We start from the raw sequence: 15,279 nt of genomic DNA, 5'->3' as shown, positions 1-15,279 counted from the left end.
CTCTACTCTGTGAAAGATTACTTAGCGTAGCGTTTACGCCATTCTTTTTCGAGCGCTTCTACCCAGCTACTATGGGGTTCTGGGAGTGTGTCGCCAAGTTCTTCGATGCTTAGTGTAGCAATACCCCTTGGTAGATTATCAAATTTTGCCTGATCTTCTGCGGACAATTTATCATAAGACAACACGCTTAAATCGCCCCAAACCGTTGGAGTTTGTTTGTAAATCTGTGCTTCAGGAGATAGGAAAAAGTTGGCAACCACTTGTGCGCCTGATTTTACCCCACTGTTGTAAGGGATCGCCAAGAAATGAGTATTACCAATGGTGCCATTTTCAAATACGTAGGTGCGAACCGTGTCAGGTAAATTGCCTTGATCAATTTGTACGGACGCTCCAGAAATATCGAAGTTGATCGCGATATCAATTTCTTGATCATCGACTAAGCGCATCATTTCTTCGGCACTGGATGGAAAATTCTGACCGCCACGCCAAGCTACCTGATGAAGTTCATCAAGATAGGCCCACAAAGGCTCTGTAATCCCATTGAAATCGACTGTGTCGACGGGTTGGGAAAGAACCTTTTTGTTAATGCTGGTTTCGTATAGTGCTTGTTTTAGAAATGTCACGCCTAAATATTGAGGCGGCTCTGGGTAGGTAATACGGCCAGGATTGGCTTTGGCATAGGCTAAAAGCTGCTGCATGGATTTTGGTGGATTTTTAAGTGTTTCTGTATCATATATAAAAACGATTTGTGCCATGCCCCAAGGAGATTCCATGCCATCTACTGGGGTGCCGAAATCTTGCGTTAAACTTTGGCGAGCGTTTTCATCCACGAATGCTGAATAGTTGGGTAATGTTTGGCTAAAAGGACCAAACAGCAGGTCGTTGTCTTTCATGGCGCGAAAGTTTTCGCCATTAATCCAGATTAAATCGACCGAGCCTTTATTGTGCTTGTTGGCGGCTTTTTCCGCTAATACACGGCTGACGGCATCGGAAGTGTCAGTCAGTTTTACGTGCTTTAACGTGACGTCATATTCATCTTTGATTCGTTTGGCGGCCCACTGAATATATGCATTAATGTTATCTGCTCCGCCCCATGCATTGAAGTAGACGGTTTGGCCTTTTGCGTCGTCAAGAGTGTCTTGCCAAGCGGCATTGGCTGAGAAACTAGATACAGTGAGTATGGCTGACAAGGCCAAGGTTAATGCTCTTTTCATTATTTTTCCTTCTGTGTTTGCTTTTACTATAGAACATTAGACGTCTATATAGTTCTATTTCTTACAGTATTTTGATGATTTTTAATAAGTTTTTTATTCGTGTGTTTTTTTAGCGTACTATATCGCAAGCTCAAAATAAGCTGAGTTGGTCTTAATCGTTTTCGGAGTGTTATGTCTTCTCAAATTTATTCCCACGTCTTACCTAGCGCAACACCAGGCACTCAAAGAACCTTAAAAGCGCATCATTTTGGTGAAGCGGGTGCTCGTCCTAAAGTCTATTTTCAAGCAGGTCTTCATGCTGATGAATGGCCTGGTTTTTTAGTTTTAAATCGATTGATTAAGATGCTGAAAAAAGCGGATGAAGCCGGTTTGATTAAAGGTGAAGTCATCATTGTTCCTGTGGCGAACCCAATAGGATTAGCCCAGAATTTCCATGGGTATATTCCAGGGCGTTTTGCTTTTTCCGATGGTGGTGGGAATTTTAACCGTAATTGGCCTCAGTTAGGCAGCAAAGTCGAAAAGCGTGTTAAGGGTGAAATCAAAGGTGATACGTTAGAAAATGTGTCATTGGTGCGTCGTGCAATTCATCAAGAGCTTGCTTTATTGCCTGAAAATACTGAGCTTCAAGGCATGAAGAAAACCTTGCTGGCCCTGTCGATGGATGCTGATGAGATTATTGATTTACATTGCTCTGGCGAAGCTTCCATGCATGCTTATGTGGCACAAGAATTTGAAGATTACTTTAAACCCTTGTTGGCGTTATTAGGTGCCAAAGTCGGTCTATCTGAGCTAAATACTGGCGCTTCTTCTTTTGATGAAACAAACGTCAGTGTTTGGCGTGAATTGAAAGCCCATTATGCGCATCTAATGCCTTGGGGGAGCCGTTCACTAACATTAGAATTGCGTGGTGAAAATGATATTTCTAATGAGTTTGCTCATCAAGATGCATCCGCTTTATTTGATTACCTAGTTTTGCGTGGCGTTATTGATGGTGAAGAACCTGAAATTGATGATCGCCAAGTGGAATATTACCCTCTTGATGCGATGGATTTGGTAAAAGCACCTTGCGCTGGAATTGTTTGTTATCACAAATCCATTGGCGATGAAGTGGAAGAAGGTGAAGTGATTGGTGAGGTAGTAAATTTAATGGATGACGATATTGAGTCATCCAGTTACCCTCTGGTTTCCAGAACAAATGGTGTTTTCTTCGCGAGAGTACAGCGTCGTTTGGTCGTTTGTGGCGAGTCTATTGCGAAAATTGCAGGTAGAGAACATCTTGCTTTTCGTGAAATTGGTCACTTATTTGAAGATTAGGCTCCATTATTTTGACTCAAGCACAGGACAAATCTGAGCTGCAATCTTCGTTGACCGATGAGCAGCTACGCGTTGTGAAACATGACTTAATGACTCCAGCAAAAGTGATCGCTGTTGCTGGTGCAGGGAAAACAACCACTTTAATTTCTCGAATAGAGCACCTTTTAGCGCAAGGTGTTGACCCTTCTCATATTGGCGTTTTTATGTTCAACAAAAGCGCCCAAGAAGAGTTCTCTGAACGTTTAAGTAAGCATTTAATGAATTCGGGGCATTTACGCTCGCCGAGTGTAATGACGTTTCATTCGTTTGGTATGAAGCTTTGTCGCCGCCTAGAGCAACAGGGTTGGTTGGCGCCAGCCAAATTGCTTACGGACGATTTTAGTCTAGTCAAAATGCTACGTGAGGCATTACAGCGACTTATTCGCAAAGGCGAAAAAGTTGCCATTCAAGATGAGAAAGACTGGCTGGAAGATGTACTGCTTTTTATTGATCAGGTGAAAGCTTCAGATAAAGCCCCAAAGGAAGTTTTTGATGCTTTAGGTTGGTCAAAAGAGCGCCAGTTTTTTCCTGCGTTATACGATGAGTTAGAAGCACTTCGAAAACGTAACAACATACGTTTTTTTGCGGATCTATTAAGTGATCCTTATGACTTATTAAAGGGACTTGATGAGTCTCAAAAAATACAAATTCGAGGTTTAGTGCCTGAGTTTCGTTATTTATTGATTGATGAATTTCAGGACATTAACCCTTGCCAATATGAGCTGCTTAAAACGCTTTATCTAACGCCGTGCCAATGGATGATTGTGGGTGATGTGCAGCAATGTATTTATGAATGGCGTGGCGCCAGTCCTGAGATTATGGCGACTCAATTTGATGCGGATTTTGAAGCAGTTGAACACTATCCTCTGAGTACCAGTTTTCGCTTTGGGCATACGGTTGGCCTAATGGCATCGAGCGTGATCAGTGAAAATGATTCTAAGGCGATGGTAATTGGTGCCGGCGCATCAACACGAGTGTCATTTGCTCGTGCGCCTAAAATAGGCAAAGCATTGCTTGGTGAGTTAAAAGCTTGGTTGGAAGAAGGAAAAAAACTCCATGACACCGCTGTTTTGGTGCGTTTATACAGCGATATGGTGCCGATTCAACTGGCATTGATGCATAAAGGCGTTCCGTATCAACTGCATGGTGATTCTCCTTTATTGGAAAATCGCCAGATTCGCATGTTAATGGCTTACCTTGCTGTGATGGCTGGCGGATTAGAAAATCCAAGTGCCTTTTTTCATGCTGACGATATTGAATATTTGCTCACGGTTCCTAGTTTAGGTGGTTCTGTTGCGCAGCGAAAAACACTGATTCAACAAGCCAAACAATCTCCGCATTTACTTCCTCAGATTATTGAAAATTTGGGAGATTCAAATGATGGCTGGCGGGCGAAGAAGCTTTATGAACGAGCGGATTGGTTACGCAGTTTAACAATTTATCGATCGGACCCTGCTCAAGGCTTGGCGCATACCTTAGAAAAGCTGGGTATTTATCGTTACTTTGAAAGCACCAGTAATAAAGACATCCAGACACAAGAGAAAATCGCCACCTGCGATGCCTTTATGGCTTATGTTCGAGGTGTTGGTGGAGACGCGGAAAGTATTTTGTCTCAATTATCTCAGCTTAATGAACGCCAAGTAGATGAGAGCCATGGCGTTCATTTGATGACGATTCATAAGTCTAAAGGTCTGGAATTTGATCAAGTGCTTTTATCAGGATTAAGGGAAGGGCGTTTTCCTTATTATGATGAGGATTTAAGCAGTATTGATAAACAGGCTGCTCAGGCCATGGCGTCAGAACGTAGATTATTCTATGTGGCCATTACTCGTGCACGGCAAAAGTTGGTTTTATTGGAAACGCCAACGAAGGATGAAACCACGATTTTAAAGCGAGGAGACATTCCAAGAGCCAATTTAAAAAGTTTGTCTTTATCGCGTTTTGTGTTTGAATCTCAGCCCTATGTTGTTCAATTGATTGATAAAAATTGGCATAATGGTTGCAATGATGCTGAGCCGATTGATACTTCGAAAGGAAGTGTTTTTCAGCATTATTTAAGTAAGGTTTTATCATCACCCAAACTAGCGTTTCGCTCTCGTGTAGAAGAAGAGAGCCTTTTAAAATCAGGAGACAAGGTGCGTCATGATCAATATGGTCAAGGCGTTGTTGTAAGGCAGGAGCAAGATGGTAAGCAAATGATTTGTGTGGATTTCGGTGAACAAGGATTAAAACGTTTTAATCCGAAGTACACGACCTTGATAAAGCTATCTTCACGAACCTGATTTTAAAAGGAGAACACTGTGTCTATTCCATTGATAGATTTAGAAAAACTAACTCATGAAACGCCTTCTATTCGCCAGAAAGAAATCCAACTTTTAGACAAAGCTTGTCGCGAAATTGGCTTTTTTTACCTTGTAAACACCAGCATTCCAAGCAGTTTAATGAAAGCCTTGATGCGTGAAGCGAAACGTTTCTTTGCTTTACCTCAAGCTGAAAAAGAAGCCATCGACATTGCAAAAAGCAAAAATCACCGAGGCTACGGCAAGATCGGTGAAGAACAGCTTGATGAAAATGGTCATGCAGACTGGAAAGAAACGTTCGATATGGCGCTGGAGTTTCCAGAAGATCATCCATTGGCTGCGAAATACCCAAGCATGTATGGGCCGAACCAAAACCCTAGCGATCCTAGAACGGTAGAGGTTTTACAGGATTATTATGTGGAAGCTTTTGGTGTCGCGCATAAAGTGCTTACAGCCATGGCGCAAGCTTTGTCTCTTGAAGATAATTTCTTTACCAAGGGTTTTACAGATCATGTGACAGTGTTGCGAATGATCCATTATCCACCACGTCCTCAAAATGATCATGATAATGGTGCGGGAGCACATACCGACTATGGTTGTGTCACCTTGTTGTTACAAGATGACATTGGTGGTTTACAGGTGAAAAATCGCCAAGGAGAGTGGGTCGATGCAACACCGATTGAAAATGCCATTGTGGTGAATATTGGTGACCTAATGCAGCATTGGACGAATGATGAATACGTTTCAACTGCGCACCGAGTTCGTGCATCTGCCGAAGACGTGCACCGTTACTCTTTCCCTTTCTTTGTTGAACCAGACTATGAAACGGAAGTGGCTTGCGTGCCAACTTGTGCGACAAAAGCCAATCCAGCCAAGTATGAGCCAATATTAAGTGGCGATTGGATTAAAGCACGTTTGGATGCAACGTATTCTTATCGTGACAAAGAGTCGAACCAGACGTAATTATTTCAATAGCTTAGCCGTTCTGTGTTCATGAAAATGTCATAGAACGGTAACTTTCAAAATGACGGAAAAATGCTACAGTAAGTACATAGTCTTACGGTAAATAATTTTATGTCATCACATCCCTTGGCTATCCAAGAGAATCTTTACTTTCTAGTCAATGAAGTAGAAAAACACTATCACCTGACTGACCTCTTTTTTAAAACGGCTTCGTTAAATATTTTGCCTCGTATTCAAGCGCGTCGTGGTTATGTACAAACCTTACGTGAAAAGATTGAGATCGAATGTGCTAATAGCATCAAACGCCGTAAATCTGGTACAGCTTATGTGGTTCGTATCGAAGCAATTCGATCATTAGCGGATGCGCTAGACAATATTTCCCATTGTTATTTTGATTGTGTGCATGAAGGCACTCTAGATCAGTCTTATGAGCATCCTAGTGCTTCCTTGTGTCGTAAATTAATCCGTCGTATTGATCGTTCATTGAACCTTGTTAAGTTAGGTTTGGGAGAATCTCAGCGTCGAACAGGGATTAAGTTAGGTCGTCGCACACAGGGAATGCTTGCTTTGTACGATGATATTCAGTCACTGACATTGGATTCCAAAGAAACGCTGAAAGACTCCGAATTACAGTCCTCCATTTTGGTGAATTACGCTTTAAAGTGCGCGATTAAGCAGCTTGCTATTGTCGGCGAGTCTTTGATTAAAGCGGATTTAGGTCAAGTGGTCAGTTTGCAGAATTATGATCACTTACGAGACACCGCATCTTCTTTAAATTACAGCTTGAATGATTTGAAAGTGAAGCGCCTTGCTTTAACTCGATCAGGCAGCGCAATCGCCGCAATATCCCATAAAAATGAATCTGGTAAAGGCATCCTTGCTGTTTACAAGGAGGGCGATCACGATAAGTTAGCGGAAGAAGTAGAAGGCGTGAAAACGTGGCGTGAGGTTGATCCTGATATCGCGCCAGATGTATTGGCGCATTCAACTAAAAACGGTCAATCATCTGCGCTTCTGATAGAGCATTTAGCGGGAAAAACCTTTGAGAAGCTTTTCTTAAATGAAGAAAAGGACACACTTGATGTTGCTTTGTCGGCTCTTTTCAAAACATTAAATCGCTCTTGGAAATCAACGATGACAGCAGAGCATTGCGACGCGAAGTTTATGCGGCAATTAGATAAGCGCATCGCAGATAGCATGGCTGTTCACCCAGATTTTTTCACGCCAGAACGTCGCATTTGCGGCTATGTTTCGCCGAGCTTTAAAAAACTGATTCGAGTTGTTGAAGAAAAAGAGCCGAGATGGCGCGCACCTTTTTCAGTTTTGATTCATGGCGACTTCAATTTAGATAACATCATTTATGATGAAATTGAGCGACGTATCTATTTTATCGACCTTCATCGCGCTTCTTATTTTGATTATGTCCAAGACATATCGGTTCTGATGGTGTCGATTTACCGCTTGCAAGTATTAAGTGGATCGACTCGAAAACTGATGATGCAAAGTGCTATTCAGATCTATCAATTTGGTCGACGCTTTGCCAAAAGACAAGGTGATGAAACATTCGAATTGCGTTTGGCGGCTGGTTTGGCTCGTTCATTTGCGACTTCCACGCGTTTTATATTCGATAAAAAACTGGCATCGCGTATGCATTTACGTGCTCGTTATTTACTAGAACATTTGGCTGATTTGCCTGCAGAAAAAGAACTTAATTTCAAACTTCCCTTTAAGGAATTGTATGCTGAATAAATCTGAACAGCGATTGAAAATCGGAGTGATAGGTGTTCCCGGTAAATGGTCTACGGAAGTGTTGGCTGATCGTTTAGAAGCCAAAACAGGGTTCCGTGCTGTTATGGATATGAGCGATTTTGAGCTGCATCTAGACACGAATAAAGTCTATTGCAACGGATTGGATCTGACGGAATTAGACGGCCTGATTGTGAAAAAAATCAGTCAGGTTTATGCGCCAAGTACAGAAGACAGAATTCATATGTTGTCCCATTTGGAATCTCTTGGCGTGCCTGTGTTTAGTCCAACAGCAAGCATGGGGAAACTGATTAACCGCTTGAGTGGTACTTTGGCATTGCAACAGGGAAATATCCCAATGCCGAAAACGCGTGTCACAGAATCGGTAGATTTGGCATTTGATGTTGTTCGCGAGTTTGGTTCGGCTATTTTGAAGCCACTTTATTCAACCAAAGCGCGTGGCATGGTGTTTTTACGCGAAGAAGACAGTGACGAATCGGTTCGTGCTCAGTTGGAAGAGTACAAAGAAACTCAGTCGCTTTTTTATATTCAGCAAGCCTTGAATTTAAACGGTCGTGATTTGGGGATGGTTTTCATCGGTGGTGAGTATTTTTGTACTTATGCTCGCGTTGCCAATTCTGATGCGTGGAATACAACAATTCACAGTGGTGGACGTTATGAATTGTTCGAAGCTGACGATGACTTAATTGAGCTTGGGCGACGTGCACAGGCGTGTTTCGATATGAGCTTCACAACGGTTGATATTGCGTTAACAGACCAAGGTCCTGTGGTATTTGAAGTATCGGCGTTTGGTGGTTTTAAAGGTGCATTAGATGGTTGTAACCTCGATGCTGCAGAAGCTTATGCCAATTACGTGTTAAGAACCATTGAAGGAAAGTAACTGATGATGAATGAACCATTGAATGAGAAGCTGTTGAATACACTCATGGCTCAATGTGAAAACCAAGCTAAGTTATTTTTTGGTGCTTTAACTGTACGGGTTTATACCAATAACACCGACATTTTGGATGAGCTGAAGTCCTATTATAAAAGCTACACTCAGCCTTCAACAGGTGAATACAGTGTTGATGTTTATGCTGTTGAGCATGAAGAGATTGCTCAATCAGCTCCTTGGATTGATGTGCCAAGAGAAGCAGGTAAACAAGGTAAGAAAGAAGGCTACCTAGACGTTTTTTCTGACGAGGGTGTGTTTACCGGTCGTTGGATCAAGAAATTCAAAACTGGTATGACTCTATTGCAAAGAGTTGAAAAGCCTATGGCTGTTGGTCCATGTTCAGCGAATATGGCGCAAATTATTAACTTTATTAATAACCAATTTATCAATCTTCACCTTCGCGAAGGCAGCTTGTTAGGGCATGCGTCAGGCTTTTCTGTGAACGGTAACGTGACGGCAATTGCGGCGGGATCTGGCGGTGGTAAATCTACTTTAATGCTGCGTTGTCTAGAAGATAATACGCGTCAGTTTATCACCAATGATCGTATTCTAATGCGCAATATTGGGGACTCAGTTGAAGCCGTTGGTGTCGCTAAGTTACCTAGAGTTAATCCTGGTACTTTATTGCATTCGCATCAAAATCGGTTGTGTCATATTTTGGCTGAAGATCGCCAGCAACAATTGCTTGAAATGGCGCCATCTGATTTGTGGGTATTGGAAGAAAAATACGATGTGCAAATTGAAGATGAATATGGCCCAGACAGAGTGGCTTTGTCAGGCAAGTTAGCTAACTTAATCATGCTCGATTGGTCTTTCTCTTCAAGTGATGAAACACGCTTAGAGCTAGTTGATCTTACTCTTGAGCCAGAAGTGATTGAAGGCTTGCGCAAGCGTCCTGGCCCTTTCTACCAAGACAACTCAGGCTTGTTTGTTGACTTGCATGCTTGTGAGTCCCTAGAAACTTATTGTGCAGCATTAAATGGCGTGCGTGTTTTCCGTCTTGTTGGTGGCATCGATTTTGATAAAGCCTTTGAACTGATTGAAAATCTGGATGCATTATGAGCGCTAAGTTTGCCTTAATTCGTCATGGTGCTTATGAGCAGTTAAGCCAAGTGCCAAGCGCGTTACAGCCTTTCCCTTTAACAGCGGAAGGGGCGGAAGAAGTGCGACGTCAGGCTAGATTATTTGCTGAATGGTTAAAGGAAACAGGGCATACAGTTGAGCCTATCGTGGCGTCTTCTACCTTGTTGCGAGCTTTTCAAACAGCCGAAATCTATATCGATGAATTAAAAGATTTTTTTACAAGTCCGCCAAGCATCCAAAGTACATTTGATTTGTGCGAACGAAGTGTGGGAGCTGTCGCTAACTTGACGATTGAAGAAATCGAACGAGTGTTGGCACTTGACCCTAGATTTGATGTTCCGCCTAAAGATTGGAAATCAGACAGCTATTACTGTTTGCCTTTTGATGGCGCGGAATCTTTGAATCAAGCGGGTGAAAGAGTGGCTAAGCAGATCACGGCTTGGCAAGAAAAAGCAGGGGAAAGCATTAAGTTATTTATTGGGCATGGAGCAGCATTTCGTCATGCAGCTTGCCACCTTAATGCGATTCAATTTAATGATATTAAGAAACTTAGCATGTTTTACGGGCATCCAGTGGTTTTGGAGTTCGTCGAGAATCAAGCGCCGCGTCAGATCTTTGGGGATTGGAAACAGCGCCAGATTCAAGATGTGCCAGATTAATAGCGCCATAATGGGAGGCTTTTATAATGCAAACGCAATTACCTAAAATTTCGGCTCGAAAAGAGCATGCTGAGATTATTTCAAGATTGCCTACTGAGTGGTCCGCTTGGCCGCAAGATAACACGTCATACAATGCGACAGCGAGACTCTCGACAGAAGTGCCTAAGAAGTTTAATAAGCGAAAATTAAAATGGCCTAATCGACCGGTTGTCTTTATTTCAGATCCTCATGCTGATGCGAACGCGTTTGAAGCGTCGTTAATTTCTGCTGGTGTTGTGATTCAAAAAAAGCCCGGCTTACAGCACTTAAAATTGACCAAAGAAGGTCGCCGTGCAGAAATCATTATTGGTGGAGATTGTTTAGATAAAGGGCCAAGTAATCTTTCTTTGTTACGAAGCATTAAGCATTTATATAAGCTGAATGCTCGTGTGACTCTGTTGGCAGGAAACCACGATTTACGTCTGCTTATGGGATTGTTGGCCTTAAAACGCAAGAAACAAAACATAGGTAATCAGCACTTTTTTGTCCGTATGGGGAAAAAAGTCGTGCCGCTTTTTAAAGAAGTTTTTGATCAATATTTAGATGGCACTAAATGGGACAAAAAAATCCCTGATGAAGACACTTGTCGCAAAGCGTTGTTTCCCGATGATAAATGGTTTAAAGAATTTCCTTATCATGCCGCAGGTATTTTGACGGCAGAAGGTATCGAACGTGAAGTGCATAAAATGCATTCAAAGACCAAAAGCTTTGAAAAACACTGTGAAGCGGCGGGTTTGACTCTACGTCATGTGTATGCGGCTTCTCTACAGTGTGAGAAATTGTTTTTGCATAAAAAAGGCGAGTTTCATTGGTTTTTCAAAAAAATGAAACTGGTCGAGCGACGTGGATCGTTTTTGTTCCTGCATGCTGGCTTGGATGATGCAATGGGAGAGCTGTTACTGAAAAACGGAATCTCATACGCCAATAAAGCATTTCACCGTAATTTGAAGCACATGGATTTATTCGGCTTTTATTACAGTTCCATCGCCAACACCTTTAGAACCAAATACCGTGATGCCGATTTGCCTTTGACTGAAAGAGGCGTGAACGCGGTTCATAAAGCAGGCATTCATTTTGTTGTTCAAGGTCATGTTAACCGCCAACACGGTCAGCGAATTACCGTTAAAAAAGGGTTAATTCATATTGAAGCTGACATTACATTGGATGAGCATTCTAGACAGCAAGAAGGGCTAGACGGTTTTGGTATTGGAGCAACGTTAATTAGCAAGAAGCAAGGTGTGATTGGCCTGAGTTGCGATTATCCAACTGCTAAAATTATGCGCCCTGACGAACTTAAAAAAATATATGAGTGACTGAGATGAAATCGAAAACCGAATTTAAACATGAGGCTTTATTAAATCCATCGGACATTCAGGATTTACTCAAAGCAATCTCAAAAGGGTTAGGGAAAGGGAAGCTAGAGTTTTCTGATGACAAGGGAACTTTGTCTTTAGGGCCTCAAGGTCTTTTGTACGTAAAAGTGACCGCGTCAGATGAAGATGATCGTCAGCAGTTTGATATTAAAGTTCGCTGGGAAAAAACACCAAAAACACTCAGTAAAAAGCCCCCCAAAATAGAGAGCTAATACAGGTTATTCTTTCCTTTGAACAAAAAATGGCGGTTTAGACCGCCATTTTTAATAGAGCTGGAAGAGGGGTGATTTGGTAATCTCTGTTCTTTTATGTGATCGTCAAACTTTTTGCAATAAAGGCTAGGGCATTGCTCATCACTAGAAAAACGAACGGCAATCATGTCTGTGCCATCAGATAGAACAGAAGTGAATCGAAACGCCTCTTTGATGTTTTTGCTCTTCATGATGTTGAGGATTTGTGCCAGTGTGTCAGTAATTGCTTGCTCTGGATTGGTTTCCAAACCGTTCGCAATCATGAGTAGAAATATCACTTCTGAATCGGTCGCACCACGTCGCTCGTTATACAAGTATTCCGGAATTAAACGATCTAGTTGCCAGCGTAAGGATTCATATTCACCAATTTGGCCATTATGCATAAACAACCAATTTTTATAGCTAAAGGGATGGCAATTTGAACGGTTGGTTGCTGTCCCTGTAGAGGCGCGAACATGAGCAAAGAATAATCCACTGCGGATATGTCGTGCTAAACTTTTTAAATTGCAGTCACTCCAAGCGGGTAGTATCTCGTGATACAAGCCTGGTTCTTCTCTTTCATCGTACCAACCTAATCCGAACCCATCGGCATTCACGGTGACTTCAGATTTCTTTGCACTGAGGCTTTGATGCACTAGAGAATGTTCTTGTTCAAAAAGTAGTGATTCAAGGTAAACACTGTCACCTTGATAGGCCATCCAACGGCACATGCCTTTTCTCCTAATCACAAAAAAGGAAGCATTTGGCTTCCTTTTGCAATGTTAATGTTGAGTAAATTATACGGTAGTTTTATACATTGAAATAGCTGATCTTGGAGGATAACTGAGACGCTAAAGTCGCTAATTGTTCTGCAGATTGGCTGATTGAATGAATTGATTGCGTTGTTTTTTTCGTTATATCTGTGATGTTCGAGATGTTGCGTCCCACTTCGGCTGTAACGGAAGCTTGTTCTTCTGTTGTAGCCGATATTCTGTCGTTCATGTCGCGGATTTTTGTGACTGATTGGTTGATATTACTTAGAGACTCTTCTTCATGTTTTACTTGATTCACTGCATCAGTAGAGCGCTGGTGGCTTGATGTCATAGCCGCCACTGCAGAGGATGTTCCGTTCTGTAAGACAAGAATCATTTTCTCTATTTCTTGTGTAGCATCTTGCGTGTTCTTCGCTAGGTGACGAACTTCGTCCGCTACAACCGCAAAGCCTCTTCCTTGTTCACCTGCTCGAGCGGCTTCTATTGCAGCATTCAGAGCCAGTAGGTTTGTTTGTTCTGCAATGCCTAAAATCACATTCAAAATATTACTGATTTCGTTGGTGTTTGACTGCAGTTCATTGATTGTATTTGCCGAACTAGAAATTTCAGCAGCCAGTTCCTCTATGCTGTTGATGGTTTGCGTAACAATGTCAGAGCCTTGATTTGCTGCTGTTTCTGCGTCATGAGCGGCCAAACTTGCGTCGGCTGTTGATTCTGAAACATGAACCGCTGTGCTTTGTATTTCTTGGATTGCTTGGGAGATTAAGTTTGTCTCTTCTTGTTGTTGATCAACCATTTTAGATGATTCATCTGTGATTTTATTCAAATCGTTAGCTGCATTAGTCAGCATAGAGCTAGATTGTGCCACATCATGAAGGATGCTTCTTAGTTGAACAACGAGCTTATCCATAGCAACTTCAAGCATGCCTATTTCGTCTTTACGGTTACTGTTTGTACTTGAATCTATGAGCTCTCCAGAGGCGATGTCTTCAGCTCTTTTCACTGCTTTAATAAGTGGGCCACAAATACCGTTTACAATCACTAAGCTAATAACAATACCAACTAAAATGAGAACGGCTGCAATGGCGCCGCTTGTATAAATAGTCTGATCCAGTTTATTGCTTTGGTTTTTAGCAACTGTGCTGTTGTATTCATCTATAGATGTGATGATTGTTTCCATTTGGGCATTAACTGATAGCAAACTTTCATCTGCTACGCGTCTTGCCTTATTGGCTTGCATGGTTTTGAGTTTAGTCCACCAGCTGTATGTTTCTATACTGGATTCGAGAAAGACAGCTTGCTGCTCTTCAAGAGCATTAATTTGCTCTAACAAGTTATTTAAGCCTGCATTCTCAGGCATAGTCGAGAGGATGTTCTTAACATTTTTGATGCTAATCAAAAGCTCTTCTGTGTAGGTTTTAAACTTTGTTTCAGACTCGGCCACTTGCTCAACGCCATAACCTCCCAATGATTTGGCAATGGATACTTGGAAGAAACCTCGTTCAAACTCAACTGACTGTTGAAGTAGTAGTTGGCGGCTTTTTTCTAGGTTTTTCATAAGTTGCAAACTTTGGTAAGAAAGATTTTGCAGCTCGGATGAAACGGATTTACTAGAAAAAGCAGAGCTGATTCCCATGCCAACAATAACGATAGAAAACAATGCGATGAGAGATAAAATTTTGGTGCGTACTGTTATGTTAATCATATATAAACCTAGAGGATGGTTTGTGATAGGAGTTAATTAACTAGCAATATTTATGCCGTCTAATTTACATAGAGTTACAAACTTGCTTAATGTCTTTACATATTGCAACTTTCATTTGATTTATACCTTATACCTGAAAGCTATGCACAATATTTGATCGTTTTTTAGAGGGGAAGTTTTCGAAATAGTACAGGGAATTGGCTGGTTTGCACTAGAATGGCACCATAATACTAAGGTGAAGCATTGAGGCGCCATTTTGGTGCTTTCGTTTATTTGTTTGGCTCTGTCGCAATGACAACATTACCTTCTTCGACTTTAAAGAAGAAGCAATTACGTCGATTGGTATGGCAGGCAGGCCCTTTTTGATCAACTTTTAATAGTATGCAATCCCCATCACAATCAAACGACATAGAGACTAAAGATTGCCTATGTCCAGAGCTTTCCCCTTTACGCCAGTAGGTTTGACGAGAGCGAGACCAGTAACATACCTGTCCTGTTTCCAATGTCTCGCGAATCGATTTCTCGTTCATATAAGCAAGCATTAAAACTTCACCAGTATCATGTTGCTGAGCTATGGCTGCGATGAGTCCTGAATTATCTGTTTTTAGGTTAGCTAGAATGGTTTCTAAAGGCAGCTTTTCGCCTTTAGGGAGGTTTTCGTATTCTTTTAAACTCATTGGGTTGCCTTACTCTCAGGAAGAATGTCTATGTGGTTAATGGCGAGTATCTTACCGTAAGCTCACTTAAAATGTTACATGCTAACATTGAAAACATATAAGCTGATTTTTGAAGAGAGAGTTTGCTGATCAAGATTAGGAGATTTTTTTAAGTATTTGAAAAATAGAGGCAAGTTGGTTGATTTTACGAAAAGGCTGCGTATAATTGC

General features: G+C 41.7%; 13 protein-coding genes. 9 read left to right on the top strand and 4 right to left on the bottom strand.

Going from position 1 to position 15,279, the window contains the following annotated elements; genetic code table 11:
• Window positions 1–17 precede the first annotated feature (17 nt).
• A complete protein-coding gene (locus AC0L46_RS01165; protein ID WP_473505155.1) occupies window positions 18–1,214 on the bottom strand; it encodes an ABC transporter substrate-binding protein in 1,197 nt (398 codons plus the stop codon).
• 171 nt (window positions 1,215–1,385) lie between these two features.
• Here AC0L46_RS01165 and AC0L46_RS01160 point away from each other — a divergent pair, with 171 nt between their 5' ends.
• From AC0L46_RS01160 to AC0L46_RS01120, 9 genes are all read left to right on the top strand, one after another.
• Window positions 1,386–2,528, top strand: coding sequence for a succinylglutamate desuccinylase/aspartoacylase family protein (locus AC0L46_RS01160; RefSeq protein WP_473505153.1), 1,143 nt, complete (start codon window positions 1,386–1,388; stop codon window positions 2,526–2,528).
• Between the two features lie 11 nt (window positions 2,529–2,539).
• Complete coding sequence (locus tag AC0L46_RS01155; protein ID WP_473505151.1) at window positions 2,540–4,849, top strand: ATP-dependent helicase; 2,310 nt, start codon at window positions 2,540–2,542, stop codon at window positions 4,847–4,849.
• Window positions 4,850–4,867: 18 nt separating this feature from the next.
• Window positions 4,868–5,830, top strand: a complete 963-nt coding sequence (locus tag AC0L46_RS01150) for an isopenicillin N synthase family dioxygenase (protein ID WP_473505149.1) — start codon at window positions 4,868–4,870, stop codon at window positions 5,828–5,830.
• 111 nt (window positions 5,831–5,941) lie between these two features.
• A complete protein-coding gene (locus AC0L46_RS01145; RefSeq protein WP_473505147.1) occupies window positions 5,942–7,579 on the top strand; it encodes a phosphotransferase in 1,638 nt (545 codons plus the stop codon).
• Window positions 7,569–8,477 carry a GAK system ATP-grasp enzyme gene (locus AC0L46_RS01140; protein ID WP_473505145.1) on the top strand — a complete coding sequence of 303 codons (909 nt, stop codon included), beginning with the start codon at window positions 7,569–7,571 and terminating at the stop codon, window positions 8,475–8,477. Before AC0L46_RS01145 ends, AC0L46_RS01140 begins: the two co-directional genes overlap by 11 nt.
• A 3-nt stretch (window positions 8,478–8,480) precedes the next feature.
• Window positions 8,481–9,593, top strand: coding sequence for an HprK-related kinase B (locus AC0L46_RS01135; protein ID WP_473505143.1), 1,113 nt, complete (start codon window positions 8,481–8,483; stop codon window positions 9,591–9,593).
• Window positions 9,590–10,273 carry a histidine phosphatase family protein gene (locus AC0L46_RS01130; RefSeq protein WP_473505141.1) on the top strand — a complete coding sequence of 228 codons (684 nt, stop codon included), beginning with the start codon at window positions 9,590–9,592 and terminating at the stop codon, window positions 10,271–10,273. Before AC0L46_RS01135 ends, AC0L46_RS01130 begins: the two co-directional genes overlap by 4 nt.
• A 26-nt stretch (window positions 10,274–10,299) precedes the next feature.
• On the top strand, window positions 10,300–11,625 hold the full coding sequence (locus tag AC0L46_RS01125) for a metallophosphoesterase (RefSeq protein ID WP_473505139.1): 1,326 nt from the start codon (window positions 10,300–10,302) through the stop codon (window positions 11,623–11,625).
• A 5-nt stretch (window positions 11,626–11,630) separates the two neighbouring features.
• Entirely contained in the window at window positions 11,631–11,897 is a 267-nt protein-coding gene (locus tag AC0L46_RS01120) for an amphi-Trp domain-containing protein (RefSeq protein ID WP_473505137.1), read from the top strand.
• Here the strand turns inward: AC0L46_RS01120 and AC0L46_RS01115 are convergent.
• From AC0L46_RS01115 to hisI, 3 genes are all read right to left on the bottom strand, one after another.
• Entirely contained in the window at window positions 11,894–12,646 is a 753-nt protein-coding gene (locus AC0L46_RS01115) for a class II glutamine amidotransferase (protein WP_473505135.1), read from the bottom strand. The two genes, AC0L46_RS01120 and AC0L46_RS01115, sit on opposite strands and share 4 nt — an antisense overlap.
• Window positions 12,647–12,725: 79 nt before the next feature.
• Window positions 12,726–14,393 carry a methyl-accepting chemotaxis protein gene (locus AC0L46_RS01110; RefSeq protein ID WP_473505133.1) on the bottom strand — a complete coding sequence of 556 codons (1,668 nt, stop codon included), beginning with the start codon at window positions 14,391–14,393 and terminating at the stop codon, window positions 12,726–12,728.
• 269 nt (window positions 14,394–14,662) lie between these two features.
• On the bottom strand, window positions 14,663–15,070 hold the full coding sequence (gene hisI, locus AC0L46_RS01105) for a phosphoribosyl-AMP cyclohydrolase (protein ID WP_473505131.1): 408 nt from the start codon (window positions 15,068–15,070) through the stop codon (window positions 14,663–14,665).
• Window positions 15,071–15,279: the final 209 nt, after the last annotated feature.

Source organism: Marinomonas sp. 15G6-16, assembly GCF_055809555.1.
The sequence above is the reverse complement of the archived record's forward strand: the minus strand, read 5'-3'. Positions and strand labels throughout refer to the sequence as shown.

What these genes read in the sequence shown, in the direction of transcription:
- AC0L46_RS01165 (WP_473505155.1), bottom strand. Translation starts at nt 1,214, where the DNA reads ATGAAAAGAGCATTAACCTTGGCCTTGTCAGCCATACTCACTGTATCT.
- AC0L46_RS01160 (WP_473505153.1), top strand. Translation starts at nt 1,386, where the DNA reads ATGTCTTCTCAAATTTATTCCCACGTCTTACCTAGCGCAACACCAGGC.
- AC0L46_RS01145 (WP_473505147.1), top strand. Translation starts at nt 5,942, where the DNA reads ATGTCATCACATCCCTTGGCTATCCAAGAGAATCTTTACTTTCTAGTC.
- AC0L46_RS01140 (WP_473505145.1), top strand. Translation starts at nt 7,569, where the DNA reads ATGCTGAATAAATCTGAACAGCGATTGAAAATCGGAGTGATAGGTGTT.
- AC0L46_RS01135 (WP_473505143.1), top strand. Translation starts at nt 8,481, where the DNA reads ATGATGAATGAACCATTGAATGAGAAGCTGTTGAATACACTCATGGCT.
- AC0L46_RS01130 (WP_473505141.1), top strand. Translation starts at nt 9,590, where the DNA reads ATGAGCGCTAAGTTTGCCTTAATTCGTCATGGTGCTTATGAGCAGTTA.
- AC0L46_RS01125 (WP_473505139.1), top strand. Translation starts at nt 10,300, where the DNA reads ATGCAAACGCAATTACCTAAAATTTCGGCTCGAAAAGAGCATGCTGAG.
- AC0L46_RS01120 (WP_473505137.1), top strand. Translation starts at nt 11,631, where the DNA reads ATGAAATCGAAAACCGAATTTAAACATGAGGCTTTATTAAATCCATCG.
- AC0L46_RS01115 (WP_473505135.1), bottom strand. Translation starts at nt 12,646, where the DNA reads ATGTGCCGTTGGATGGCCTATCAAGGTGACAGTGTTTACCTTGAATCA.
- AC0L46_RS01110 (WP_473505133.1), bottom strand. Translation starts at nt 14,393, where the DNA reads ATGATTAACATAACAGTACGCACCAAAATTTTATCTCTCATCGCATTG.
- hisI (WP_473505131.1), bottom strand. Translation starts at nt 15,070, where the DNA reads ATGAGTTTAAAAGAATACGAAAACCTCCCTAAAGGCGAAAAGCTGCCT.